This is a genomic window from Cohaesibacter haloalkalitolerans, assembly GCF_003574655.1.
GTDB lineage: Bacteria > Pseudomonadota > Alphaproteobacteria > Rhizobiales > Cohaesibacteraceae > Cohaesibacter > Cohaesibacter haloalkalitolerans.
This window is the reverse complement of the sequence record NZ_QNUM01000004.1, coordinates 71,629-95,617: the sequence shown is the minus strand read 5'-3', so window position 1 is coordinate 95,617 and position 23,989 is coordinate 71,629. Positions and strand designations below refer to the sequence as shown.

The following is a 23,989-nucleotide window of genomic DNA, read 5'->3' as shown; positions in this document are numbered from 1 at the left end:
TCCTCATGTTGACAGATGTTCTTATGACGGTGCTGGCGCCGGAAAATCTGCTGATCATTGTCCTGACGACGATCTATGGCTGTTTCATCGGTGCGGTTCCCGGGTTGACGGCGACAATGGCTGTTGCCCTGCTGGTTCCATTCACCTTCTTCCTCGATCCCATTCCGGCGATCAGCGCCATTGTTGCGACGACGACGACGGCCATTTTCGCCGGTGATATCTCTGGCACACTGCTGCGCATTCCCGGTACGCCAGCCTCGGCGGCCTATGTGGATGATGCCCACACCATTTCCCAGAATGGCAAGCCGCGCACCGCCTTGCTGATTTCCCTTCTGACCGCTGCCATCGGCGGGGTGATCGGGGTGATCATCCTGATGTTGGTGGCTCCGCAACTCGCCCATATTGCCATCAGCTTTTCAAGCTACGAGACCTTCTGGCTGGCCTGTCTGGGGCTCAGCTGTGCGGTGTTCGTGGGTGGCGGGTCTGTTCCCAAGAGTTTTGCCAGCCTGTTCATCGGTCTGGCGATCGCCTGTGTCGGCATCGACGTGGCCGTCGGCTATCCCCGCTATACCTTCGGGGTTGACGACTTGATGGACGGGATCACCTTCATTCCTGCGATGATCGGTATCTTTGCCTTTTCCGAAGTGCTGCGCACGGTTCAGACGTTGAAGAAGAACGAGACGCAGCTGCAGACCATCACCGAACCGTTTTTCTCTGCCTTGAAAGGGGCGATGAGCGCTATTCGCCGGTTCGGTGTGACCGTCTTGCGGTCTTCGCTGATCGGTACTGTGGTCGGCGCTCTGCCGGGGGCCGGTGCCGACATCGCCGCGTGGATCTGCTATGCGCTGGCACGGCGCATGTCCAAGAAGCCGGACGATTTCGGCAAGGGGAGCATGGACGGCATTGCCGCAGGAGGGTCGGCCAACAATGCCGCGATCAGTGGCGCATGGACGCCTGCACTGGTGTTCGGTATTCCCGGAGACTCCGTTACCGCTATTGCGATTGGCGTGTTGCTGCTGAAGGGCATGACGCCGGGACCGCGGATCTTCATCGATCAGCCGGAGCTGACCTCGGCGCTGTTCGGCTCGTTTCTGGTGGCCAACATCATGATGGTTCCCGTGGGGATGCTTGCCATCTTCTGCTCGACCTACATCCTGAAGGTTCCCCGTGCGGTGATGGCGCCGGTCATCCTGCTGTTCTCTCTGGTCGGTGCCTATGCCATTTCCGGCTCTGTCACGGCCATCTGGATCGTGCTGGTGCTCGGGCTGATGGGCTATCTGATGGCGAAGGTGGAAATCCCGCTGGCACCCGCCATTCTGGGCATCGTGCTGGGCAAGATCATCGAAGACAATTTCATGGTCTCGATCATCAAGGCGCAGGGCAACTTCCTGACATTCTTTGATCGCAGCTATTCGCTGGTGCTCGGCATCGTCACCGTGATCATCTGGGCTCTGCTCATCATCCGGGCAGTCCGCGAGATGGTTGCCGGTGGCAAGCGGGCCGGTGGAGAGCCGCAGTCCGGGAAAACCAAGGCGACGAAATCCGAAGAGGGTGCGTTTTAAATCCAAGTCTTCTGGCACGGGTCGAGAGCCAAGAAACCGCGTGCCTGCAACTGAAAGAAGGTGCAAAATGAACTGGTTGCGTGAACAACTCAAAAGTGGGCGTTGTGTTCGCTGTATCTGGTTGGAACTGGCGTCACCGGCCCTTGCCGAAGCCGCTGTCTGGGCCGGTTGGGACTGTGTTCTGATAGACAACGAGCATGGCCCGGCTGATCTGGAGGCCACGGTCAACATGGTCCGTGCTGTCGAGGCTGCTGGTGGCCATGCGGTCGTGCGGGTGCCATGGAATGATCAGGTCTATCTGAAACGCATTCTTGAACTCGGCATCAAGTCCCTGATGATCCCGATGATCTGCGACAAGGAATCGGCAGAAGCGGCAGCTGCTGCGACCCACTATCCCCCGACAGGAACCCGTGGCTATGCCGCTCCCTGTGGTCGCGCTTCCCACTATGGTGCCAAGACCGACTATCTGAAGACCTCCGACGAGGAAGTCTTTGTCATCGGCCAGATCGAGCACAAGGATGCCCTGCCGAATATCGACGCGATTGCCCAGGTTGATGGCATCGAAATGCTGTTTATCGGCCCCAATGACCTTGCCGGTACCATTGGCCTTCTGGAACAGCTGGGTGAAGACGCCGCCGAGGCTCTGGCTGCCGAAGCCGAGGAAAAGATCAAGGCTGCGGGCAAATATATGGGCACCGTCAAACGGCCTCGCTGGAGCTTTGGCGAGCTGAAGGACCGCGGCCACAACTTCCTTGCTGGCCCGGGCGATATCGGTCTGTTCATGGAAGCAGCCAAAGCCGCCAATGAGTCGATGAAAAAAGAGGTGGGTTGATCCTCGCCCTTCCCCCCGGTCCGAGGTTGTGACACGGCGGAGGAGGCAAAAACCCCGCTGCGTTGCCACTTTGGATCATGCAGCATGCCCACGCCGCAAGGCGCGGGCATGTTTTTATCAGGAAGGCCCGTCTGCTATTGTTGCCAGTTTGAACCTTGGCGGCAAGGGGAAAGTCCCTCAGGCATACTCGCGTAGAGCCAGCCCGTCGGCATCGAACAGATGGATGTCGGATGGCTCGAACAGCAGCCCGACCTCAGCGCCGACCTCAGGCAGTTCGCGGCCAACGCCGCGCAGGTTGAGGGCCTCGCCGCTTGTCAGTGTCACGAAGATGCTGGCATCGGCCCCCAGATATTCAACGTGGGAAACAGTGCCGGTAAGGGGAGCATCCATGGAGCTGCCCAGCCTCAGGTGCTCGGACCGCAGACCCAGTTCGGCAACCTTGCCCGTATAGCCGCCTTCAACGGTGATAGCCTTTGATCCACCTGCAAGCATGACGGTCTTTCCGTCTTCGCCGCTGGCTGGCAGCAGGTTCATCTTGGGGCTGCCAATGAACTGGGCAACGAAGCGGTTGACCGGGCGCTCGTACAGCATTTGTGGCGTATCGCATTGCATCAACTGGCCATCGGACAGCACGGCGATGCGGTCAGCCAGTGTCATGGCTTCGACCTGATCATGGGTTACATAGATGATGGTGCCGGACAGGGTCTCATGCAGGCGGGCGATCTCAATGCGGGTCTCGGTGCGCAGAGCAGCATCAAGGTTGGAGAGCGGTTCGTCGAACAGAAAGGCGGATGGCTCGCGCACAATGGCCCGACCGATTGCCACCCGCTGGCGCTGGCCACCGGACAGAGCTGCGGGCTTGCGGTCAAGATAGGGTTCCAGCTTGAGGATGCGTGCCGCCTCTGCCGTCTTCCGCGCGATCTCGGCTTTGGGTAACTTGATGGTCTTGAGGGCGAATTCGATATTTTGCCGGACCGTCATGTGCGGGTAGAGGGCATAGGACTGGAACACCATGGCCATGTGGCGGTCAAAGGGCTGCAATCTCGTCACGTCGCGGTCGTCGCTGATGATGGTGCCGGAGGTCACTTCCTCAAGACCGGCGATCAGGCGCAGCAGGGTGGATTTGCCACAGCCTGACGGGCCGACAAATACCATGAATTCGCCATCCTTGATCTCCAGATTGACGCCCTTGATGATCTCGAGACCATCAAAGGATTTCCTGAGGTCCTTCAGTTGGATGCTACCCATCACTTTTCCTTCGCAGTGTATTTGTCGTTGGCCTTGAAGAGGACTATGCCGTCGCTGATCGTTGCTGAAATGGTGAGGGCGCTGTCCAGAAGGGTCAGGCTGGCCCTGTAGCCCGGCGCGATCCGTCCCAGCTCGTCGTCGATCCCGAGCGCTCTGGCCGGGGTGGAGCCTGCCATCGCCAGTGCCGCCGCAACGGGCGCGTCGGCAAAGCGGATCATGTTGCGGACCGCTTCGTCCATGAACAGATGGGCACCGCCAAGGCGCCCGGTTTCATCGCACAGGCGTCCGTCCCGGAGGTAGACGCGCTTTTCGCCGATATCAAATGCGGTCACGGTGCCGCCGAGCGTCAGCATCGCGTCGGTGACCAGTGCGATCCGGTCCGGGCCTACGTGCTCAAAAACCATGCGCAGGTTGGCCGGGTGGACATGCATGCCATCGGCAATGAGGCCGGCAAAGGGTAGGGTGCCGTCTATAACGGCGCCGATCGGCCCCGGTTCGCGCCCCATCAGGGGCGGCATGGCATTGAAGAGATGGGTTGCTCCGGCCAGCCCATGGCCCTTGAGATCCTGCAAGCGATCATAGCTGACGGCGCTGTGCCCCACGAACACCCGCCAGCCAGCCTTGGCCAGCCGGTCAATCTTGTCCGGAGAGGTTTCCTCGGGCGCCAATGTGATGATGCGCGGATAGCAGGCTTTGGCTTCAAGGAGCGCCATGTCGCTTTCATCGATCGGGCGCACGGCCGCAAGCGGATGAATGCCGGGTTTCTCCGGGCTCAGAAAGGGGCCTTCCAGATGCAGGCCGAGCACACCGGGAGCAGCCTTGGCGGTTGCCTCACCCACGGCGGTCATGGCTGCTTGATAGGCCTTGTCCATGGCGGTGATGAAGGTCGGCATGATATGAGCCACACCGCCGCGCGCCGCCGCTTTCGCCATGATGGCGAGGCTGTCTGCGTCCGGGGTGTCGTTGAACTGGCGGTCGCCTGCACCGTTGATCTGGATGTCGATGAAACCGGGGGCTAGGATTGCGGTCTTGTGCCTTGCGACTCCGCTGAACGCGCCCACGTCGGCGACAGCGTCAATCCGGCCATCACGGATCAGGACCGAGCGATCCCGTTCAGCGGGCGCTCCATGGCCGGGATAGAGCTGCTCGGCGTCGATGACGAAGTCAGGCTTACTTGACAAAATACACCTCTTCTCCACCGGGGTGGATGCTTTCATAGAAGTCGCGCAGTTTCAGTTTCGAGGCCGCGTCCTCGTCGATGATGACGGTGACATCGGGGTGAAACTGCAGGACCGAAGCCGGGCAGGCGGTGCTGACAGGGCCTTCGAGCGCGGCGGCAATGGCGTCGGCCTTGGCAGCCCCGGTTGCCAGCAGAATGACCTTGCGGGCCTGCATGATGGTGGCAATGCCCATGGTCAGGGCGTGGGTCGGCACGGCTTCGTCGGGTTTGAAGAAGCGGCGGTTGGCCTCCATGGTGGAGATGGCTAGCTTCTTGATCCGAGTGCGGGAGCCGAGCGACGAGGATGGCTCGTTGAAGCCGATATGGCCGTTGATGCCGATCCCCAGCAATTGCAGATCAATGCCACCCTGTTCGGTGATCATGGCCTCGTAGCGGCGGGCTTCCTCAGCCGGGTCGGCGGCATCGCCGCGGGGCAGATGGGTGTTCTCCGGCTTGATGTCGACATGGTCGAACAGCAGCTTGTTCATATAGGTCCGGTAGGACTGAGGGTGATCGGCGCTCAGGCCGATATACTCATCAAGGTTGAAGCTCTTCAGTCCGGCAAAGGACAGGTTCAGCTCGCGAGCCTTTTCGATCAGAATGGCGTAGACCTGTTCCATCGTCCCGCCGGTGGCCAGCCCCAGCGTTGCGTCCGGTTTTGTTGCGATCTTGTCAAGCAGGCGTTTTGCGGTGGCGTTTTCTGCGGCTTTGGCGTCGGCATGAATGAGAATAGTTGCCATGGGTTATCCTTTCACAGCGCCAGCCAACATCGACCGGCCGATCTGACGATACATGATAAGTCCGAGAATGACAGGGGGTGCCGAGGCCACAACGATGACCGCTGCCGCAACGCCCCACTGAACGCCGCCGCCGCCTGCCGAGAAGAAGAAGGATGCCCCGACCGTCATGGGCACCGCCTTGCTCGTGGTGAGCATCAGGCCGAACAGGAATTCGTTCCAGGCGGTGATGAAACCAAAGACAAAGGTGGTGGCGATGGCCGGGCGGATCAAGGGCAGGGTCAGCCTTGTCAGGATGCGCCCGGTGCGTGCGCCATCCATGCCTGCGGCCTCGTCAAGTTCGCGCGGAATTTCGGCAACTGCGTTGGTCAGCAGCACCAGCGCCAGCGGCAGGTTGACGACCGCCAGAATGAGCCCGAGGCCGAAGCGCGTGTCGAGCAGGCCAAGGGTCTGGTACATCATGTAGAGCGGGATCGCGAAGATGATCAGCGGCATGGCGCGCAGGTTGACCACCAGCGGCAAAAGCAGGTCGCGGCCGAAGTCGCGCCGGGCAATGGCATAGGCCAGCGGCAGGCAGAGCAATATCGGCAGGATTGTGCCGATCAGCGAAGCCGACAGCGAGTTCCAGAGATATTTCCAGATGTTCAGGCGCTCACTGACCGTGAAGACGGCGGCGAAATTGTCGAGGGTTATGGCCCGCGGGATCAGGCTGGCGTTGGAGATGACGTCAGCCGGGGTCTTGAGGGCGGTGACGATTGTCGCGATGACGGGGAAATTCATCACCAGTGCTGCAACGGCAAACACCAGCCAGCGGATTGCATTCATGACCATCAGGCCGGTCTCCTCTTTTTCAGCAACCAGCCGACCAGCCAGAGCAGGCCGAAGGCGACAACGAACAGCAGCACCGAAGCTGCCAGCGCCTTGCCGATATCAGCGGATTTGAAGAAGGCGGTGTAGATATAGATCGACAGGGACGTGCTGGAGCCACCGGCGCCGGATCCGATGAGGACGTAGATATTGTCGAACACCCGAAAGCCGTCGATGAAGCGGATGCCGAAGGCCACCACTAGGGTTGGCAGAAGGGCGGGCAGCTCGATGTGGGTGAACAGCCTCAGGCCACGGGTGCCGTCCACCTTGGCCGCTTCCCGGATGTCGTTGGGGATGGAGGAATAGGCTGTATAGAACAGCAACAAGGTGAAGGGTGTCCACTGTAGTGTCTCGATGACAACCAGCGTCCTGAAGGCCAGCTGCGGGCTCAGGAAAGCCGGGCTCTCGCCAAAGAATTCAAACAAATAGTAGGGCAATGGGCCGACGAATTCATGCAGCACCAGACGATACATCAGGCCCATCATGGAGGGAGCGATGATCATCGGCATCATGAAGATGGCCATCAGCCAGAAGCGTCTATGGATCAGCGGGGCGAGGAAAACGGCAAGGAACAGGCCAAGTGCCGTTTCGAGTGCTGCGGTCAGTAGGCCGAAGCGGGTGGAAAAGCTGACCGCGCTCCAGAAATAGGGATCGCCGAGCACCTCGCGATAGTTGCCGAAGCCGGAGATGGTCGGGTCGCGCAAATTCTCGAAGCTGACGGTCGATACGGAATAGATCAGGTCAAGGACCGCAGGAAACCCCAGCATCGCCAACAGAAAAACGACGACCGGCGTTGCAAGGATCCGGTTTTCCTTGAGACTTTCATTGGCCACTATGCATTTCCTCGTCAGTGGAAGGCCGGAGTGCACCCCGGGAAGGAGAGGGCGTACTCCGGTCGATCTTGATGATTATTTCAACAGCTCGGCCATGCCGGACTTGGCTTCGGCCAGTGCGTCGTCGAGGCTCTTGACGTCGCCCCAATAGCCGGTGAAGGCCTTGGCCTGCAGTTCATAGACCGAGAGGGCCGATGCAGAGGTTGCACCGCGCATCACATAGCCATACTGGGAGGCGTAGCTGCCCAATGGTACCAGATCCGGGCGCTCTGCGGCTACAGCATCGAGCGCGGGGCCGGTCAGACCCGGAGCGCCGCCAGCCTTGGCGTAGATTTCCATGGCGTCGGCTGTTGCCAGCCATTGCAGGAATTTCTGGGCGCCTTCCTTGTTCTTGCCGGACTTGTTGATGCCAAGGCCCAGACCATGCACATGGGTAAAGCGGCCTTCCGGACCGGACGGAGGGGCCATGGTCTTGGTGACGCTGGCCACAACCGGGTTTTTCTCGGTGCTGAGCAGATCGCCAGCGGCGGCGTTCCACTGCAGCATGGTGGCTACCTGGCCAGAGCCGAAGGCGGCGTTGGCTTCCGGATATTCGTAGGACAGGGAATCCTTCGGTGTTGCACCGGCATCCAGCAGCTTGCGATAGAGTTCAAGGCCGGTCTTGTAGGCGTCGGAATCGACGGTGATGTTGCCATCGGCATCCATCCAGTCAGCGCCATAGGCACGTGGCAGGGACTGGAAGACCATCATGTTGAACAGCAGGTTCTTCATCTGCAGCACGGTGCCGTAGCGGGTCGGGCTGTCGCTGTTGACGGCCTTGGTGAAATAGAGTGCCGTGGCTGCCCAGTCGTTCCAGCTCCAGTCTTCCGGCTTCTTGGGCTGCATTGCCTTGCCGAGATATTTCTCGGCGATTTCGGAATAGCGGGCCTTGGCTGCGTCATCGGACAACAGGGCATCGATCAGGTCGCTGCGGTAATACATGAAATGTAGCGACAGATCGGTGGGAACGCCAAACTGCTTGCCTTCATACTGCATGGTGCTGAGGACGGCGTCGCCGAAGACGTCCTTTGCACCAGCGCCCAGGTCTACCGGTTCCATGAAGGGGGCATACCGGCCAATCGAGTAGGTGGCAATCAGGTTGACATCAAAGGCATCGGTGTTGGCGGCAAGATCGGCGGCCAGCTTGTCATAGAAGCCGTCGCGACTGAAGAACAGCAGTTCGACCTTGTTTTCTGCGGCGACGTCCGGCAGGGCGTTGTAGGCCTTGGCAGCGGCACGCAAGGCGGTTTCTTCCGGTCCGCCCGGCCAGCCCAGAACGGTGACAGCGGCCTGAGCCGACATGGACGCCGTGCTCAGTGCACCAAGAAGCACTGCTGGTAACAGATATCGCAATTTCATTTTATTCTCCTCTGTTGCTTATGACTTGTTGCTCAATTCGTTCCCATTCCCTGCTGCATGATCGACCGTGTTCCGTCGGAGATCTCATCAGCAAGGGAAATTCAGTCAGTCATGGTCACACCCGATCCGCAGCAAACTGCAAGGCCCCAAATAGCGGGCTGTCCTGACCGAGCTCGGCCGGTTTCAGGTCGACATGAAAAAGGGCTGGCTCTTCGCTCTGAAGGAACCGCGAGACGCAATCCAGATAGCCGGCCGCAAGCCCCACACTGCCGCCGATGACGATCCGGTCCAGGCCCAGAATGGCGCGCAAGTTGGCGCAAAGCTCGGCAATGGAGCGGGCGGACTGTTCGACGGCGGTGGTTGCCCACGGCGTGCCCTGACGCCAAAGCGCGAAAATTTCGGGGGTGTCCACGTCCTTGCCCGCCAGCTGTGAGCCGTAGCGGGCAATCGCCCTACCGCTGGCGATGGATTCCATGGTGCCGATGCGCCCGGAACCGCAGCGCTCACTGCCTTGTCTGGCGCTTGAAAAGCCGATGTGTCCGGCAAGGCCATCATCGGACTGCAACAGCTTGCCATCGAGCACAAGGCCGCCGCCGACGCCGGTGGAGACAGTGACAAAGGCCATGCTGTTGGAGCCGACACCCGCCCCGAAGCGGTATTCGCCAAGGGCAGCGGCGGCGGCATCGTTGATCAGCGACACCGGACCGGAAAAGCGCTCGGTTGCCAGAGTCTGAAGATTTGGACCGGTCAGGTTGGAGAGGGTTGAGCGGTTGACCGCCAGCCAGTCGCCGGTGCGGGTCACGCGTCCGGTCAGCGCCACGCCGACGGGGCTTCCACTCACATGCCCCACTTCTTCCAGAAGGCTGGCCATGCAATCGAGTTGGCTGTTGATGTCCGCCTGACCAACCGTTTCGGCACGGGCTCGGGCGACAATCTGGCCATTCTCGAACCGCGCGGCTGCGATTTTTGTCCCGCCGACATCAAGGCCTGTTCCACTGAGATGATTGGCGATCATGGCGTCATACTCGCTTTCAGCTGGCGTTGAAGCTTGAGAGGATCGGCAGGAAAGTCGTCATGGCCGGTGGTCCTTGCGCGCGGCTGCGACCGCATTGGAAAACAGCTGGGTCATGATTTCCAGACGGGTGAGGGCGGAGCCGACGGTCACGCAGTCTGCGCCGCGTTCGATGGCAGCGCGGCAGAGATCTGGCGTCGAGAAGCGCCCTTCGGCGATGACGAAGCCGCCCTTTTTGGCCACGGCCTCGAGCAGGGGAAAGTCTGGCTCTTCCGGTGTCGGGGCTTCGCCCGTGTAGCCGGACATGGTGGTGCCGATGATGTCGGCACCGTCCCTGAGGCAGTTGTCTGCCTCCTGTTCGGTGGACAGGTCGGCCATCACGAGACAGCCATGGTCATGGGCTGCCTTGGCCAGCTCGGCAAAGGAATGGGGCCGGGGGCGATCGGTGCCGTCGATGGCGATGATGTCTGCTCCGGCCTTGGCCAAAGCGTGGACATCTTCCATCAGGGCGGTGATGCGCAGGGGCCACTCTTCGAAGTCCCGTTTGACGAGGCCGACAATGGGCGTGTTTGGCAATGCGGCGCGAACAGCGGCCAGTCGATTGGCGCCTTCGATCCGCAGCCCTTGAGCGCCTCCATCCACGGCAGCAGAAGCCATGGCCACCACGACCTCGTCGCGATCCATTGCTCCACCGTCAATTGGTTGCACTGAAACAATGAGGCCATCTTGCAGCGCCTTCAGAATTCCAGCCTTGGTATCGATTGCTGTTCCCGTCATCAGGTTTCCTAAGCATTTCAAAAATTGAGTGGCACGGGAGTGCCCGGTTGGGTTGACCATATCGCGGAAAAATAATTTTGACAATAATCTATTTTCAAAATAAATTAGTTTGACAATATTTTGCTATTTTAAAATGGCTCCAATAGACTTGGCTACCAGAAGTGCGGCGTTGCGGCCTTTTCCTCGGTTTTACCCCGGCCTGTTCCTTGCCGTGCGGGAAAGGGAAACTGATCCTGCAAGTCTTTTGGATCTTTCGCAGATGAAGCAACTGCTTCAGAATGGCAGAACCCGATTCTGCACCCATCACTCTGATACCGGGCAATTGAACAGATGAACCAAGGCACGACCCCAGTTCTTTCGGAACTCCGCTTCAACAGCGCAAACATGACGCCGAAACTGCGCAAGATCGCCCAGTTCATCAACCAGCATCCCGTTGAAGTGACCACCATGTCGGTCGACGAGCTGGCGGCCAGTGCCAACATCAGCGTGGCGACCATCTATCGCTTCTGCCGCGAACTCGGATATCAGACCTTCTCCCAACTCAAGCTGGCGATTGCCAAGGAGATCTCGGTCGAAAACGCCCTCAAGTCCGATGCTGAGACTGGTGCGGGCAAGGATGATACCCACCGGTTCCCGGATTATCTCAAGGGGCTGGAGGCGACGCGGGATCTGCTGGAACTCAAGGAGATCGACAAGGTCGCCGACCTGATCGTATCGGCGCGGCGGATCATCATCGTTGCCGTGGGGGCTTCTTCCGTTGCCGCGACCTTCATGCATTACAAGCTGATGCGGGCTGGGCTGATGAGCCACCGTCCGACGGACATGCATCTGGCGACCATGCTTGCCTCCAACGTCGACGAACGGGATATGATCATTGCCTTTTCCGCTTCGGGTGGCACGCGCGACATCATCGATGTGCTCAAGATCGGCAAACGCGCCAAGGCCTCGATTGTCAGCATAACGGGGCGGCGGCGCAATGCTGTGGCCGATCTGAGTTCTCACCATCTGCTGGCCGTGGCGTCTGACAGTCCGATCACCAGCGGCTCGGGGCTTTCGGTGATCAGCCAGATTTCGGTTGCTGACACCATCTATGAGACGCTCTACTGGCGCGATGCCGGTGTTCGCAAGCGGATCGACCTTGCCACGGACTCGGTCATCTACAAACATATCTGACCCTGTGGGCAGATCTGAAAGTCCTTTTGTTTCAACTTGCAGTGTGAAAAGATGCGGGCGAATCCAAGGAAAGACGACCATCATGATCCGCTATATCCTTCCCGCCCTTTTGTTGCTGTCTCCTGCCGTTCATGCTGAAGAATGTGCCAATGGTGCGCTCTATGAGGCGGAAGATACCGACGGCAATCTGCAGACGTTGAAAACGTCAGGCCCCTCTGATTCCTTTGTGCTGGAAAAGCAGGCCGATGGGCAGGCGGTCTGGACCATCGAAGCGGAACAGGGCTGCTCAAATGGTAATTCGGCCTGCTGGATGCAGGTTGTGACAACGGATGAAGAGCCCGTCGATGTGCCCGTCGAGACAATCTTGGAAGATGGTCAGGTGAAGTATTATGTCTTCGCCCATCTGCGTCAGACGCTGGCCAGCATGAAGATGAACGACGAGCAGTTTGACACGGTTGCCGACTGGCACATGGCCCGGCCTGACGATTTCATTGCTGGCATGGCTCTGCCGGTCAATGTCTACAAGTTCAAGAGCTGCCGTTAAGTCAAACGCCGGAGTTGACGGCTGGCGGCTTTGGCGACCTTCAGGCGAAGGAATAGATGCGGTTGGCGTCCTGCTGCTGTTTCGGCAGGGGCTTGCCATACAGGAACCCCTGGCCGATATCGCATCCGATCATACGGACAATTTCATGCTGGGTGGGAAGCTCCACGCCCTCTGCGACGACACTCGTATTCAGATAGCGCGACAGGTTGGCGATCATCGCGACGATCGTGCGGGTGCGGTCGTCGCGCTCGACGCTGCCAATGAACGCCTTGTCGATCTTCAGCTTGTCGATTTTCAGGGATACCAAATAGTTCAGATTACAGTAGCCCGTGCCGAAATCGTCCAAAGTGATGGTCACGCCCAGATTGGAAATGGCCTGCAGCTTGTCGTTGACCGCCCCGAAATCATCAATGAGGGCATTCTCGGTGATTTCAATTTCCAGCCGATGACCGGGAAGGCCACTGCTTGCGAGGGCAGTGCTGATGACTTCGGTGACGTCCTGCCGCTTGAACTGCAAGGGCGAGAGATTGACTGATACAAACAGGTTCTCGTTCCAGCTCACAGCATCTTCACAAGCCCGGTTGAGCGCCCATGTGCCCAGTGCACTGATCTGCCTTGTCTGCTCGGCGATGGGAATGAACTTGCCCGGCATGATCATGCCCTTTTCGGGATGATGCCAGCGCAACAGCGCTTCATACCCTACGACCCGACCATTCTTCAGATCGACAAAGGGCTGGTAATAGAGCTCCAGCTCGTTATTGGCGATGGCATTGCGCAGGTCGGTTGCGAGGCGCAGGTCGTCCTGATTGCGCTCATACTCTTTTTCGGAGAAGAATTTCAGCTGGTTTATGCCCAGTGATTTTGCTTCCTGAATCGCCCAGCTGGCATGGCGCTGAAAAGTGGTGGCCTTGCCGTCTGAAGGCGGACCGAGCGCCACTCCGACACTCACGGTTGGATGAATGAAGCCTTCACAGATATGCACCGGCGCAGAGAGCAGTTGCTGCACCTGGCGGACCAGTCTGTGCAGCTTTGCAGCCGATTGCACGGATTTGACCATGACAAGGAATTTGTCACCAGAGATACGTCCGATGGCCAGGTCCTGCCCTGCGAGATCTTCAAGTCGCCGCGCGGTTGCCTTCAGTAGCAGGTCGCCGGCATGTTTTCCATAGTCGTTGTTCACTTCACCGAAGTCATCGATGTCGACATAGAGTACAGCCATGCCCTGCGCATCGGCCATTGGGTGATCTATGGCGATTTGCACTTCGCGCTCGATGGACACCGCGTTGAGCAGTCCGGTCAGTGCGTCCCGTTCCTCACGATTTGCGCCCGCGCGCTCAAGATCGCGATGCAGGATCAGTTCATGGGCGACGATCTGCGCAAGGTCTGTCAGAAACCGGATCTGCTCTTCGCCAAATTCCGGATGAGGTTTCGTGTCCATAAGACAGAAGGACCCAACCCTTATGCCGTTTTCCAGAGTGATCGGGGCTCCGGCATAGAAACGGAACTTGCCATTTCCGGTCACCGCTGGATATGTGCGGAAACGGGGATGCTCTGTCAGATCCGGAACCACGAGTGGTTCGTTCGACAGAATGGCGTAGGAACAGATGGCCTTTGAACGGGGCGCATCCGTCTCTCTGGTTCCAGCGCAGGCCTTGTACCAGTTGCGATCTTTGCCGACGAGTGTGATCTTGCATACCGGCATGCCGAAGTAGGCTGTGGCGAGGCGAACCACGCGATCAAACCGTTCGTCCGGCGGCGTGTCCATGATGTTGAGATCGCTGAGGGCATCCAGTCGATCGGCCTCACTGCGGGCAATCAGACCACCTGAAAGAAGGGAAGCGTCGAAGGTTCCGTATTCAGCTCTTTCCTGTCCCTCTGTCAAATTTTCCATCATTTGAGTTGCTGCATATCTTCTTGAATTCAAAAGTCGCAACGTTTTATGACAGGAGTGTTTAATTTTGTAAAAAGATATCACTCCTGAAAAATATCAATGTTAATGATGTCATTCGGTGTGCCGCCTCTGAGTTGTGATCTGGAAAGGATTCTTCCGGCAACTGGAGCCCGAACAGCGGCTTATGCGGGCATGTGGCGTGGGGCTCTGCCGGTGCCCGAATTGCAAAAACGAGGTGGGCTGCTGGCCGCCGGGAAGAGGGCGCCCACAAAAGAAATGAATCGGAAATAATATTTAATTTCAGAGACTTGAATATGGTGCTTGTAGCCGTTTCAAGTGTCAATGTCAGCCGATACCTGGCACTCTTCTCACTTGAGGCGGAGCCTTCGCTACTTTTTCCGGATGACTTTTTCGCCGATGGTGAAGGCGACATGGGCGACAATCATCATGGCGATGACGGTGCAAATGATGACAGTGACATACTGCCCTCGTGGGATCGTGGCTAGGCCCTTGCTGTTCATGAACACAAGGGCCGCCGAGGCGATAAAGGCGGCTGCTGTTGCATGCAGGCGCTTTTTGAGTACGGTCGAGACCACGAAATTGGCAATGCCGGGAGGGCTGAACATGGCAGCGAGGAAGATTTTTGCAATTGTGTTGATGTCCATTGTTCCGTCCGCTTGTCTGTCGGTTGGCCAGTAGGGCGCTGCTGTGGCTCGGCCTGCTTTGTTGGACAGGCCGGGGTTACCTCGGTTGGTTGCGATTGCCAAAGGTATAAAGGCAAAGGCGCGCGGTGAAAAGCCAGACCATTTTTTATTTGGCTGATATACAAGGGATGCTGGCTAGGGTGCATCGACAAAAAGCAGAAGATGGGCAAAAAAGACCCTCATGCAAGGCAGGAGGGTCTTTGGGTCATCAAGGCCTAACGGCAGAATCTCTGTTGTCCGCCATAGGTTGTGAAATAGCCGGTACGCGGGTTGAAGGACCGGTATTTGGAATGGCAATAGCTGTACCATTCAGGGGTCCAAGGTGCCATACGGCCATAATAGCGCGGTGGCGGGGCTGGACGATAGTAACGCGGTGCCACAGGGCGATAATAGCGCGGCGGTGCCGGACGATAGTAGCGTGGTGGTGGCGGAGCCGGGCGGTAATAGCGGCGTGGCGGGTTGTAGTGGCGATCATTCGCCATGATTGCAGCACCACCAACGGCCCCTGCGATCAGCCCTGTCGCAAAGGCTGCATTCCGACCATCTCTGGCGTTGGCTTTCTGCGTCGCCATCGTCATTGCAATTGCAGGCAACAAGGCTGCAAGCAATAGATAGATACTGATTTTGTGTTTCATCATTGAATGCTCCAAGAGTGGGACTGTCGCAACCAATAGTCAATGCCTGCGATTATGCATTGAATAATGGCAGAATTATTGTTTCCGAATTGTAATTTTTCAAAACACTTCAAAGTGATTTGATTTTTTTCTTTTTGTTTCCACCGGCTTTTTAGGGGGGGGCATGAGTGGCCTGCGGCCTCTTTGGATATGTCCGGGAAATGACCGGGCAACAGAGGGAAAGGCCGCCGGATGGCGACCTTTGAAGCGGAGATCTCTTTGCCGGTTTTCACCAGAGACCGCAGAGCCTAACGGCAGAAGCGGTGGTGACCACCATAGGTCACGAAGTAGCCGGTATGCGGATCAAAAGACCGGTAACGGTTCGAGCAGTAGCGATACCAGGCCGGCGTCCAGGGGGCCGGGCGACCATAGTAACCGCGTGCCGGGCCGCGTGGGCCATAGTATGGGCGATAATAGTTGCCGTTGGCTGCGATGGCTCCGACTGCCAGGCCGGTGATTGCGCCGACTGCGAAGGCTGCGTGCCGTCCGCCTGCGGCTTCGGCTTCGGTGGTGGATACGGCCAGGCTTGCGGTCGTTGCGATGGTTGCGATCATTGCGAAAGTTGCGATGGTTTTCTTGAACATGGTCTCTCTCCGTTGGGTTTCTCGGCTGTTGCTGTCGTTTTTCTTTGTCTTGCTTGATGCGGTGCGCTGTCTGTTGCGCTCATACTCATCAGTCGCCGTGGGATGGGAGTTGGTTCTAAAAAAGTTCAGAAAATTTCGGAATTTCTAATAATTGCTGTAATTTCAGAGGGTTATGATTTCACTTATTTGTGTAAGCCGGCTTTCTCCCGCTCATCTTGCTGATAAGCCGCCTTGACGGCGGCTTATTCTCGTTCTGTTCAGCCCTTTGCCCTGCGTGATCGGGCCGGGTCTGTTGTCGTTACAAGGGCGCTCGTGTTAGCGCAGCGTGCACAGGTGCTTCCTGCCGTCATAACCGGTGTAATAGCCGGTTCTGGGGTTGAAGGACCGGTAGCGCTCGGAGCAGCGTCTGATCTGTTCCCGGCTCATGACGACCGAGCGTGGATTTGGTGCGTGATACCGTGGCGGGTTTGGAGCATAGGCCTTGCGCGGTGCATAATCTCTGCGCGGCGCATAGTCTTTGCGCGGTGCCGGGGCATAGTGCTTGGGCGGGGGAGGCGCGCGGTGCACGGTGACAGGGCGCTTGTTGTCCTTGACTGCGTTCATGGCGATGGCTCCAGCCACCGTGCCGACGACGATGCCGGTTGCAAGCGCTGCGTTCTTGCCATCCTTTGCCTGGGCCTGTGGTGCCGGTCCGGTGATGGCGGCTGTCATTCCCAGTGCGGCTATCATGGCCAGTGTCATGATCTTGTGGCGGATCATTGGTGTTCTCCTTTGCTGGTTTCGAGCATCTCTGCTTTGTGGCTGCCTTACATAGACAGACATTTTGTCAAATAAACGACCACCAACGAGACATGGTTCCAATATATTCTGTTTATTTTGTTTCCGGTTTTTTCCAATAGTTGTTCCGCTCGGGCTAGCCTTGACCTTCTTTGACTGGTTCAAAGGAGAGAGCTGTGCCAAGATGGGGAGCGTTTGTCCTGATGAAAATGTGCAAAAAAATTTGAACCAGACGGCGCGCTCAAACGACACAGGTATGACAGTGAACTTGAGGAATGCATGTCTGAAGCGGAAAACACCCGTGATCTTGCCCTTCTGGAGCAAATCGCGCGAAATGATCGCAAGGCCATTGCTCTGCTTTACCAGAGGCATCATCTTCGGCTTTACCGCTTTCTGATGCGCTTCGTGAAGAATGAGGCGTTGGCAGAAGAACTTGTAAACGAGACCTTCATAGATGTCTGGCGGTCTGCGGAAAAGTTCGAGGGGCGCTCACAGGTTGCCTCCTGGATCCTTTCCATTGGCCGCAACAAGGCGATATCCCAGATGCGCAAGCGATCGGATGCCGCGCTTGATGACGATTATGCCTCCGGGCTGGAAGATGACACGGACACGCCGGAGGTTACCACGCTGAAGCAGGACAAGGCGGCTGCCATGCGGCTGTGCATCGACCGGCTCAGCGATGAACACAGGGAAGTGATCGATCTTGTCTACTATCAGGAAATGGCCATCAAGGAGATTGCCGTCATCCTGTCCGTTCCGGAGAATACGGTGAAGACGCGGGTGTTCCATGCACGCAAGAAACTGTCAGATCTTCTGGCCAAATCCGGCATCGACCGGGGCTGGCCATGAGGCCTTGGATAAATGAAGCCCATGGATACCAGTGTTGAGGAAAAAGACATGACCTACGATCCGGAAATCGAAAAGCTCCTGCCCTGGTTTGCCAAGGGGCTGCTGGAACCTGATGATAGCGAGAAGGTGGAAAGCTATCTCGCCGCTCACCCCGAAATGCACAGGCAGCTCGACCTCATCGCCGAGGAAACTCTGGCGGTGGAGCAGCAGCATGCAGCGCTTGGCGCACCGTCCGCTGGCGGGCTTGACCGTCTGTTGGGCTCGATCGATGCGCTTGAGGCAAAGAGCGGACCGGCGGCATCCCTTGTCGCATCGGTTGCGGCTTCTGGCCGTGCGGGGCGCGGGCTGTCCGGCTGGATCCGGGATTTCCTCGCCGGTCTTTCGAGCCCTTCGATGCAATTTGTCGCTGCGGCGGTTGCTGTCGTGATCGTTGCTCAGGCCGTTATCATCGGCAATCTTGTTCATGGCGGAAGCCAGACGACGGACATTCCGTCTGTCAGCACCTTTACCACTGCTGCCGGACCTCAGGCGAAAACGCTTTCGCAAGCCGGCATGTCATCGGGTAGCTTGCTTGTAGCCTTTAGCAAGGACGCAAGCGTCGGGGCGGTCAATGGCCTGCTGAAGGAGCTTGGCGCCATTGTCAAGGACGGTCCCAAGGCGGGCGGGTTCTATGAGATCGTGATTGCTCAGGACCATCTGCCAGCCGGAGGAATAGAGGCTGTTCTGGAACAACTCAAGGCAAGGAATGACGTGGTTCAGTTCGCATCCGCAAGCCAGTAGCTGCGGATCAGCCGGGGAGACGATCATGCGCTTCAGCATTCAGAAGTCAGCTATAACCCTGATAGTTGCCGGGTTTCTGGCCGTGCCTGTTGTGGCGCTGCCCGGGGCTGCCGGTGCCCAGACCTACACAGATCAGCGCTATATCCCGAACTATCCGCGACGCGGCACAGAGCCTCATCGTCGCGGGTCTCGCGGGATCGGGTCCGGTGCTGCCTTTGGTGTCGGGCTGGGATTGGGACTGACCATCATCGACGGCATCAGTCGCCAGAATCAGATGCGCCAGCCGCCGCCTGACTATGCGCCACCCGAGGCGCCGCCACCAAGGCAGGGCTATCGGCCTGCACCGCGCAAGCCTTCGCAACAGGCCCGTTCACCCAAGCCACCAAGAGAAACCCCGCGCATTGAATTGCCAGAAACCCTGCGTGTGGCTGCGGCAAAGCCGCGGGTTTATTCCATCGGAGACAAGCCGTGGGCCAGTGACACCGAATTTGTGGTGACGCTCAATCCCGGCCTGTCCGAGAGCGACGTGGCAACTTTTCTCAGTGACTATGGGCTGGATCTGATCGAGCAGACGAAGATCAAGCTGCTGGATCAGTATGTTCTGAAGCTGGCCTATCCGGAGGGCATGTCGGTGCGGGATATCCTGCAACTGGCCGGTGACGAGCGGGTGTTCAGGGCCCAGCCTGACTATTTCTACTATCCGTCCGATGATGGCACTTCCGTGCCGCAGCCACCGTTTGCCGGGCTGCAGTATGCGTTTGACCGGCTGGGCTTGGGAACAGGGCAGATGGCTGAGGGCGTCAGTGGCGAAGGGGTGCGGCTTGCTGTCATCGACAGTGGCGTCAATGCCTCCCATCCGGCTGTTTCCGGTGTGGTTGCTGCGCACTATTCGGCCTTTCCCGATGCGGCCGAAGGGGAGCTGGTACCAGCACATGGCACGGCAATCGCCTCGATCATCGCGGCGCGATCCGGCATGCGCGGCATCGCTGATAAGGTGTCGTTGCTTTCCGCCGAGGTGTTCCGGGCCGATGAACGGGGCAACATGGTGGCGGACAGCTACGATATCGTGGGCGGGATCGACTGGGCCGTGGAGCAGGGGGCCGAGATCCTCAATCTCAGCTTTGCCGGCGGCCGGGATGCGCTCATGGAAGCGGCGCTTGCCAAGGCGTCCGAGCGGGGCGTCGTGGCGGTTGCTGCGGCTGGCAACGAAGGCAGTGAGGCACCGGTGGCCTATCCTGCCGCCTATCCGTCGGTGATCGCGGTCACCGCGACCGATGATGCCGATGCGCTCTATGTCTTTGCCAATCAGGGGGACAAGGTGGAGCTTGCTGCGCCCGGTGTCGATGTGCTGGTGGCTGCCGGAGACGAAGGTTTCGCGTTGCAGTCGGGCACCTCGATGGCGACGGCCTATATTTCCGGCTCGATTGCGCTTCTTTTGCAGAAGGAGCCGGGGCTCGGGCTTGCAGAAATCAAGACCCGCCTGTCGCGGAGCACCGAAGATCTCGGGCCAGCGGGTCGCGATCCGCAATTCGGTTTTGGTCGGCTTGATCTATCCAAGGTGTTGAGGGAAGGGGATACCCGATAGGGGCCGAAGAGGCACAGATCGCGGAAAGAATTTGGGGCGTTATAAGGGGGCACTGTCTTGGCGCCCCTTTGCCATACGTCCCGTCCGCCCTGCAGATGGTCAGAGACCGAACTTCACGTCTTCCGGCTTCCAGCCATAGATCCACTCGAACTGCTTGAGCATCTGCCCGGCAGGCATCATTTGCATGGCCAGATTGCGGGCCATGGCGAGCGGGCCGCGCATGTGATAGATGCGGCCGTTCTGGCGCGCCCGGTTGACGACGCGGCAGACGCGCTTCTTGCGGGCCTGTTCATAGGCGGCGAGGCGATCTTCCATGGAGCCGTCGACCTCGTCCAGAGCGCGGGCGAGAATGGCGGCGTCCTCGATGGACATCACTGCTCCTTGTGCCATGAACGGCAGCATGGCGTGGGCGGCATCCCCCAGGAGGGCCACCTTGCCGCGCACCCAGGGCTGGGTCGGATCCTGACCACAGAGTGCCCATTTCAGCCAGTCGTCGCGCTCGGCCAGAAGATCCCTGACCTCACGTGGCCAGCGGGCAAAGCGCTTGTTGAGCCAGACGGCGTCGCCTTTTGTGTTCCAGCCCTGTTCCGACCAGTCTTCATCGACAATCGCCACGATATTCATCATGTGCCCCGAAACGATGGGGTAATGGACGAGGTGGGCCTTTGGTGAAAGCCACAGGCCGACATTGTCGCTGTCGATGCTGCTTGGCACCATCTGCATGGGCAGGGTGGCGCGCCACGCGGTCTTGCCGCTATAGGCGGCCGGGCTGTTGCCGAAATAGTCCGTCCGGATGCGCGACCAGACCCCATCGGCAGCGATCAGGGCCGCACCACGGTAGAAGATCTGTTCCCCATCAGCCAGCTTGCAGCGAACCTCGACGCCCGTTTCGGTTTCGGTGATCTCGCGCACCTCCCGTTCGTCGAGCATTTCGATGAGGTCGGACTGGCTGGCGCGATGATAGAGCGCCTGTTGCAGGTCGGCGCGGTGGATGACCATGTAGGGAGCGCCGAAGCGATTGGAGATGTCACTGGTTGAGATCTCGGACAGTCTGGCGCCTGTCACGCCGGAGTTGATGCAGATCTTGTCAGGGGTTACGGCCAGCTTGGCGATATAGGGCCAGACGCCCCATTCCTTGAGGCTGTTGGTGGCGTTTGGCGAAATCTGGATACCGGCGCCAACCTCGGTGGGGATCCGGTTGCGCTCTAGCAGCAGAACAGGAAAGCCCTTGCAGGCGATTGCGAGGGCTGCGGACAGGCCGCCCGGGCCAGCACCTGCAACAATGATCGGCAGTCGTTCGGTCATGACAGGATCTTTCGAACTGGTCCTCTTGTTCACTCTGGCGCTGGGCCAATACGGGCAAGGGCCTCTTCAAGGCTTCTTCCCACAATAAGCGGCAAGAAGGCTATCCGATAGAGCAGATTGCGTTTTTTAACAGACTCAAACAAAGCCACGGGCAAATTAGTCGGGCCTCTTATAGGTGGTCTTGATCAAAAACAAAAGTGCCCAATTCGTAAGGATGTCACAAAATCGTCACATTTCCTCATCCCCAGATTGGTGACTGGGGTGCAGACAATTGCAACTTTTCAACGTTCCGCCGCGCGCAGCAAACGAGGGATCAGTCTTCGTGGTAGCAGCCCGCCGGACGGGTCGTGGTCGGGCCAAGATCTTCGTCATATTTGTAGAGGGTCGAGCAATAGGGGCAGAGAATTTCTTCCGCGTCACCCATGTCGAGAAAGATATGCGGATGATCCTGAGGCGGCGTCGCGCCGATACACTGGAATTCCCTTGATCCGATGTGGATCACCGGTACGCCCTGATCATTCTTGAAATGAGGAATATTCGAGCTGGCCATTGTAAACCGCTTTCTTTTGCAATGGATTCCGTATGTCGCCAACCATAAGGCCTTGCGCCGGAGATTCCTATTGTCTGTCCGTTTAAACCTTGCCCCTATCCAAAGATATACGTATATTCGCTGCGGCTTTTCCAGCAGAGGCCGCTCCATTCGCCTCGTTTGCCGATTGCGCTTTTGTGCCAAGCTGCTAAGAAGACACAGGTGTGAGCGACAGCTTGCTTTCTCTCTTAATGCGAATCCAATTTTGACATGCCCTATTTCAAATCAGACGATTACACGATTTCCTATCTCGATGAGGGAGCTGGCGAACCGGTTCTGCTCATTCACGGCTTTGCTTCCAACAAGACGGTCAACTGGGTCAATCCGGGCTGGGTTCAGACCCTGACCCAGGCCGGTTATCGTGTTCTGGCGATTGACAATCGCGGCCATGGGGAGAGCGAGAAGCTCTATGATCCGGCGCTCTATTCGTCGCCGCTGATGGCGGAAGACGCGCGGGCGCTGCTGGACCATCTCGGTATCGAACAGGCCTATGTGATGGGCTATTCCATGGGGGCGCGGATTTCTGCCTTCCTGTCGCTGAAATATCCCCAGCGGGTCAAGAAGGTGGTATTTGGTGGCCTCGGTGGCGGCATGATCAACGGCACGGGCGACCCGCAACCGATCATTGATGCGCTGAAGGCCGAGGACGGAGCCAAGGCGACCAGTGCGGTCGGACGGGCTTTCCGTCAGTTTGCCGACCAGACCAAGAGCGACCGGTTTGCGCTGGCGGCCTGCATGGGGTCTTCGCGTCAGAAGATCTCGGTTGATGAGTTGTCCAAACTGCAGGTGCCTGCGCTGGTGGCTGTTGGCACGCGCGACGCCATTGCGGGCACAGCCAAGGAACTGGCCGACGTGTTGCCGGATGCCCGCATCTGCGATATTCCCGGGCGGGACCACATGGTCGCTGTCGGGGACAAGGTTTTCAAGAAGGCCGTTCTGGAGTTCTTCGCCGAGGCGTAACGCTCCTGAGGCACTGTCGGAAAGCAAAAAGGGAGCACGGTCTGACCGCTGCTCCCTTTCTCATATTTGTCTGTTATCGGTCCGGCGTCACTTTATGCTCTCACTGGCCGGTTGATTGGGGCCGAACTATTTGCCTTCAAAGACCGGAGCCCGCTTTTCGGCAAAGGCCCGTCGCCCTTCCTTGTAGTCCTCGCTGTCAAGGCAGGTGCTGGCCATGGCGAACAGCGCGTCAAGGGAGACGCAGCCTTCCTGTGCGATGGCATTGTTGATGCCGGCCTTGTGGTAGCTGGCGCTGAGCGGGGCGAGGCGGGCGACTGACTGGCAATAGGCCGCAGCTTCTGCGTCGAATGTTTCGTCGGCAAAGACCTCGTTGAGAAAGCCGATCCTCTGTGCTTCCGCCGCGCTGTAGACCTTCGCCGTGAGGTAGATTTCCCGGGCGTTGGCCGGTCCGACGATGGAGACCACGTCGGCGATGGCGCGGGTGGGGTAGCCGATCCCGAGCTTTGCGGCGGGAATGCCGAACTTTCCGGCTTCATTGGAGAGGCGCAGATCGCAGGCTGCCGCCAGCCCGAAGCCGCCACCCATGCAGAAGCCCTTGATGAGCGCGATGGTCGGTTTGGATGCCTGCCGGACCACACGGTAGCATTCCGCATTGACGTCGTCATAATGGGTGGCCGAGGGGGTATCCTTGCGCACCGTGTCAAACTCGGCAATGTCGGCGCCGGAGACAAAGGCCTTGTCGCCGCGCCCTTCAATGACGATGACATGAATGGCGGGGTCGGCGTCAAGCTCTCCGAGGGCGGAGGGTATGGCTTGCCACATCGCCAGCGTAACGGCGTTCCGCTTGGCTTCATTGTTGATGACGATGCGGCCGATGGCACCGCTGCGTTCGATCAGGATCTTGTCTGAATTTTGGGTGTCGGTCATATCTGTGCTAACTTTGTGGGATAATTTTTTACTCAAGGCCTAAAAGAGTGGGTTTTTATTCTTGAAGACCCGTGTTACGCAGCCTATCTGTAGCGAGATTGTATGCCAAACAAAAGGCATGCGAATGGACTAGGCGATTTCGGCAAAACCCCTTTTGCCGGG

Annotated in this window: 24 protein-coding genes; 8 read left to right on the top strand and 16 right to left on the bottom strand. The window is 58.5% G+C overall.

Annotated elements, in window-relative coordinates; all coding sequences use genetic code 11:
• The first annotated feature begins 5 nt into the window (after positions 1 to 5).
• The gene (locus DSL70_RS11070) at positions 6 to 1,562 is read left to right on the top strand and encodes a tripartite tricarboxylate transporter permease (protein WP_119308001.1); all 1,557 of its coding nucleotides are present in this window, start codon (positions 6 to 8) and stop codon (positions 1,560 to 1,562) included.
• A gap of 67 nt (positions 1,563 to 1,629) precedes the next feature.
• Positions 1,630 to 2,394, top strand: a complete 765-nt coding sequence (locus DSL70_RS11065; RefSeq protein ID WP_119308000.1) for an HpcH/HpaI aldolase family protein — start codon at positions 1,630 to 1,632, stop codon at positions 2,392 to 2,394.
• A 177-nt stretch (positions 2,395 to 2,571) separates the two neighbouring features.
• Here DSL70_RS11065 and DSL70_RS11060 read toward each other — a convergent pair whose 3' ends face one another.
• The 8 genes from DSL70_RS11060 to DSL70_RS11025 form a co-directional block, all read right to left on the bottom strand.
• Positions 2,572 to 3,642: an ABC transporter ATP-binding protein gene (locus tag DSL70_RS11060; protein ID WP_119307999.1), complete on the bottom strand. Its 1,071-nt coding sequence runs from the start codon at positions 3,640 to 3,642 to the stop codon at positions 2,572 to 2,574.
• Positions 3,642 to 4,823 carry an N-acetylglucosamine-6-phosphate deacetylase gene (gene nagA, locus DSL70_RS11055; RefSeq protein WP_162916589.1) on the bottom strand — a complete coding sequence of 394 codons (1,182 nt, stop codon included), beginning with the start codon at positions 4,821 to 4,823 and terminating at the stop codon, positions 3,642 to 3,644. Before nagA ends, DSL70_RS11060 begins: the two co-directional genes overlap by 1 nt.
• Positions 4,813 to 5,601: a glucosamine-6-phosphate deaminase gene (gene nagB, locus DSL70_RS11050; RefSeq protein WP_119307997.1), complete on the bottom strand. Its 789-nt coding sequence runs from the start codon at positions 5,599 to 5,601 to the stop codon at positions 4,813 to 4,815. The genes nagA and nagB overlap by 11 nt, the downstream gene beginning before the upstream one ends.
• A gap of 3 nt (positions 5,602 to 5,604) precedes the next feature.
• Positions 5,605 to 6,429 (bottom strand): carbohydrate ABC transporter permease, encoded by an 825-nt coding sequence (locus DSL70_RS11045; protein ID WP_119307996.1) that lies wholly within the window; start codon positions 6,427 to 6,429, stop codon positions 5,605 to 5,607.
• On the bottom strand, positions 6,429 to 7,298 hold the full coding sequence (locus DSL70_RS11040) for a carbohydrate ABC transporter permease (protein ID WP_425359357.1): 870 nt from the start codon (positions 7,296 to 7,298) through the stop codon (positions 6,429 to 6,431). The genes DSL70_RS11045 and DSL70_RS11040 overlap by 1 nt, the downstream gene beginning before the upstream one ends.
• 75 nt (positions 7,299 to 7,373) lie before the next feature.
• Positions 7,374 to 8,696, bottom strand: coding sequence for an extracellular solute-binding protein (locus DSL70_RS11035; RefSeq protein WP_119307995.1), 1,323 nt, complete (start codon positions 8,694 to 8,696; stop codon positions 7,374 to 7,376).
• 115 nt (positions 8,697 to 8,811) lie between these two features.
• Positions 8,812 to 9,711: an ROK family protein gene (locus DSL70_RS11030; protein ID WP_119307994.1), complete on the bottom strand. Its 900-nt coding sequence runs from the start codon at positions 9,709 to 9,711 to the stop codon at positions 8,812 to 8,814.
• A 57-nt stretch (positions 9,712 to 9,768) separates the two neighbouring features.
• The gene (locus DSL70_RS11025) at positions 9,769 to 10,485 is read right to left on the bottom strand and encodes an N-acetylmannosamine-6-phosphate 2-epimerase (RefSeq protein WP_119307993.1); all 717 of its coding nucleotides are present in this window, start codon (positions 10,483 to 10,485) and stop codon (positions 9,769 to 9,771) included.
• 330 nt (positions 10,486 to 10,815) lie between these two features.
• Between DSL70_RS11025 and DSL70_RS11020 the strand changes: the two genes are divergently transcribed.
• Entirely contained in the window at positions 10,816 to 11,658 is an 843-nt protein-coding gene (locus DSL70_RS11020) for a MurR/RpiR family transcriptional regulator (protein WP_119307992.1), read from the top strand.
• 82 nt (positions 11,659 to 11,740) lie between these two features.
• A complete protein-coding gene (locus tag DSL70_RS11015; protein WP_119307991.1) occupies positions 11,741 to 12,202 on the top strand; it encodes a hypothetical protein in 462 nt (153 codons plus the stop codon).
• 40 nt (positions 12,203 to 12,242) lie between these two features.
• Here the strand turns inward: DSL70_RS11015 and DSL70_RS11010 are convergent, their stop codons facing one another.
• The 5 genes from DSL70_RS11010 to DSL70_RS10985 all read right to left on the bottom strand — a co-directional run bounded on the left by DSL70_RS11010 (position 12,243) and on the right by DSL70_RS10985 (position 16,814).
• Positions 12,243 to 14,096, bottom strand: a complete 1,854-nt coding sequence (locus DSL70_RS11010) for a GGDEF domain-containing protein (protein ID WP_119307990.1) — start codon at positions 14,094 to 14,096, stop codon at positions 12,243 to 12,245.
• A 386-nt stretch (positions 14,097 to 14,482) separates the two neighbouring features.
• Complete coding sequence (locus DSL70_RS11000; RefSeq protein ID WP_119307988.1) at positions 14,483 to 14,758, bottom strand: hypothetical protein; 276 nt, start codon at positions 14,756 to 14,758, stop codon at positions 14,483 to 14,485.
• Between the two features lie 254 nt (positions 14,759 to 15,012).
• Positions 15,013 to 15,435, bottom strand: coding sequence for a BA14K family protein (locus DSL70_RS10995; RefSeq protein WP_205563233.1), 423 nt, complete (start codon positions 15,433 to 15,435; stop codon positions 15,013 to 15,015).
• Between the two features lie 284 nt (positions 15,436 to 15,719).
• Positions 15,720 to 16,055, bottom strand: coding sequence for a BA14K family protein (locus DSL70_RS10990; RefSeq protein ID WP_119307987.1), 336 nt, complete (start codon positions 16,053 to 16,055; stop codon positions 15,720 to 15,722).
• A gap of 315 nt (positions 16,056 to 16,370) precedes the next feature.
• Positions 16,371 to 16,814: a BA14K family protein gene (locus DSL70_RS10985; protein ID WP_119307986.1), complete on the bottom strand. Its 444-nt coding sequence runs from the start codon at positions 16,812 to 16,814 to the stop codon at positions 16,371 to 16,373.
• A gap of 297 nt (positions 16,815 to 17,111) precedes the next feature.
• Here DSL70_RS10985 and DSL70_RS10980 point away from each other — a divergent pair, with 297 nt between their 5' ends.
• The 3 genes from DSL70_RS10980 to DSL70_RS10970 are packed head-to-tail and all read left to right on the top strand — an operon-like array spanning position 17,112 to position 20,046.
• Positions 17,112 to 17,681: a sigma-70 family RNA polymerase sigma factor gene (locus tag DSL70_RS10980; RefSeq protein ID WP_119307985.1), complete on the top strand. Its 570-nt coding sequence runs from the start codon at positions 17,112 to 17,114 to the stop codon at positions 17,679 to 17,681.
• A gap of 21 nt (positions 17,682 to 17,702) precedes the next feature.
• Positions 17,703 to 18,461 (top strand): hypothetical protein, encoded by a 759-nt coding sequence (locus DSL70_RS10975; RefSeq protein ID WP_162916586.1) that lies wholly within the window; start codon positions 17,703 to 17,705, stop codon positions 18,459 to 18,461.
• Between the two features lie 25 nt (positions 18,462 to 18,486).
• Positions 18,487 to 20,046, top strand: coding sequence for a S8 family serine peptidase (locus DSL70_RS10970; RefSeq protein WP_162916585.1), 1,560 nt, complete (start codon positions 18,487 to 18,489; stop codon positions 20,044 to 20,046).
• Between the two features lie 99 nt (positions 20,047 to 20,145).
• On the opposite strand, the gene DSL70_RS10965 is transcribed toward DSL70_RS10970, so the two are convergent.
• Both DSL70_RS10965 and DSL70_RS10960 read right to left on the bottom strand, forming a co-directional pair.
• The gene (locus tag DSL70_RS10965) at positions 20,146 to 21,351 is read right to left on the bottom strand and encodes an FAD-dependent monooxygenase (protein ID WP_119307982.1); all 1,206 of its coding nucleotides are present in this window, start codon (positions 21,349 to 21,351) and stop codon (positions 20,146 to 20,148) included.
• A 313-nt stretch (positions 21,352 to 21,664) separates the two neighbouring features.
• Entirely contained in the window at positions 21,665 to 21,901 is a 237-nt protein-coding gene (locus DSL70_RS10960; RefSeq protein WP_119307981.1) for a zinc-finger domain-containing protein, read from the bottom strand.
• A gap of 249 nt (positions 21,902 to 22,150) precedes the next feature.
• Between DSL70_RS10960 and DSL70_RS10955 the strand changes: the two genes are divergently transcribed.
• Complete coding sequence (locus DSL70_RS10955; protein ID WP_119307980.1) at positions 22,151 to 22,900, top strand: alpha/beta fold hydrolase; 750 nt, start codon at positions 22,151 to 22,153, stop codon at positions 22,898 to 22,900.
• A gap of 126 nt (positions 22,901 to 23,026) precedes the next feature.
• On the opposite strand, the gene DSL70_RS10950 is transcribed toward DSL70_RS10955, so the two are convergent.
• Complete coding sequence (locus tag DSL70_RS10950; RefSeq protein ID WP_119307979.1) at positions 23,027 to 23,827, bottom strand: enoyl-CoA hydratase; 801 nt, start codon at positions 23,825 to 23,827, stop codon at positions 23,027 to 23,029.
• Between the last annotated feature and the right edge of the window lie 162 nt (positions 23,828 to 23,989).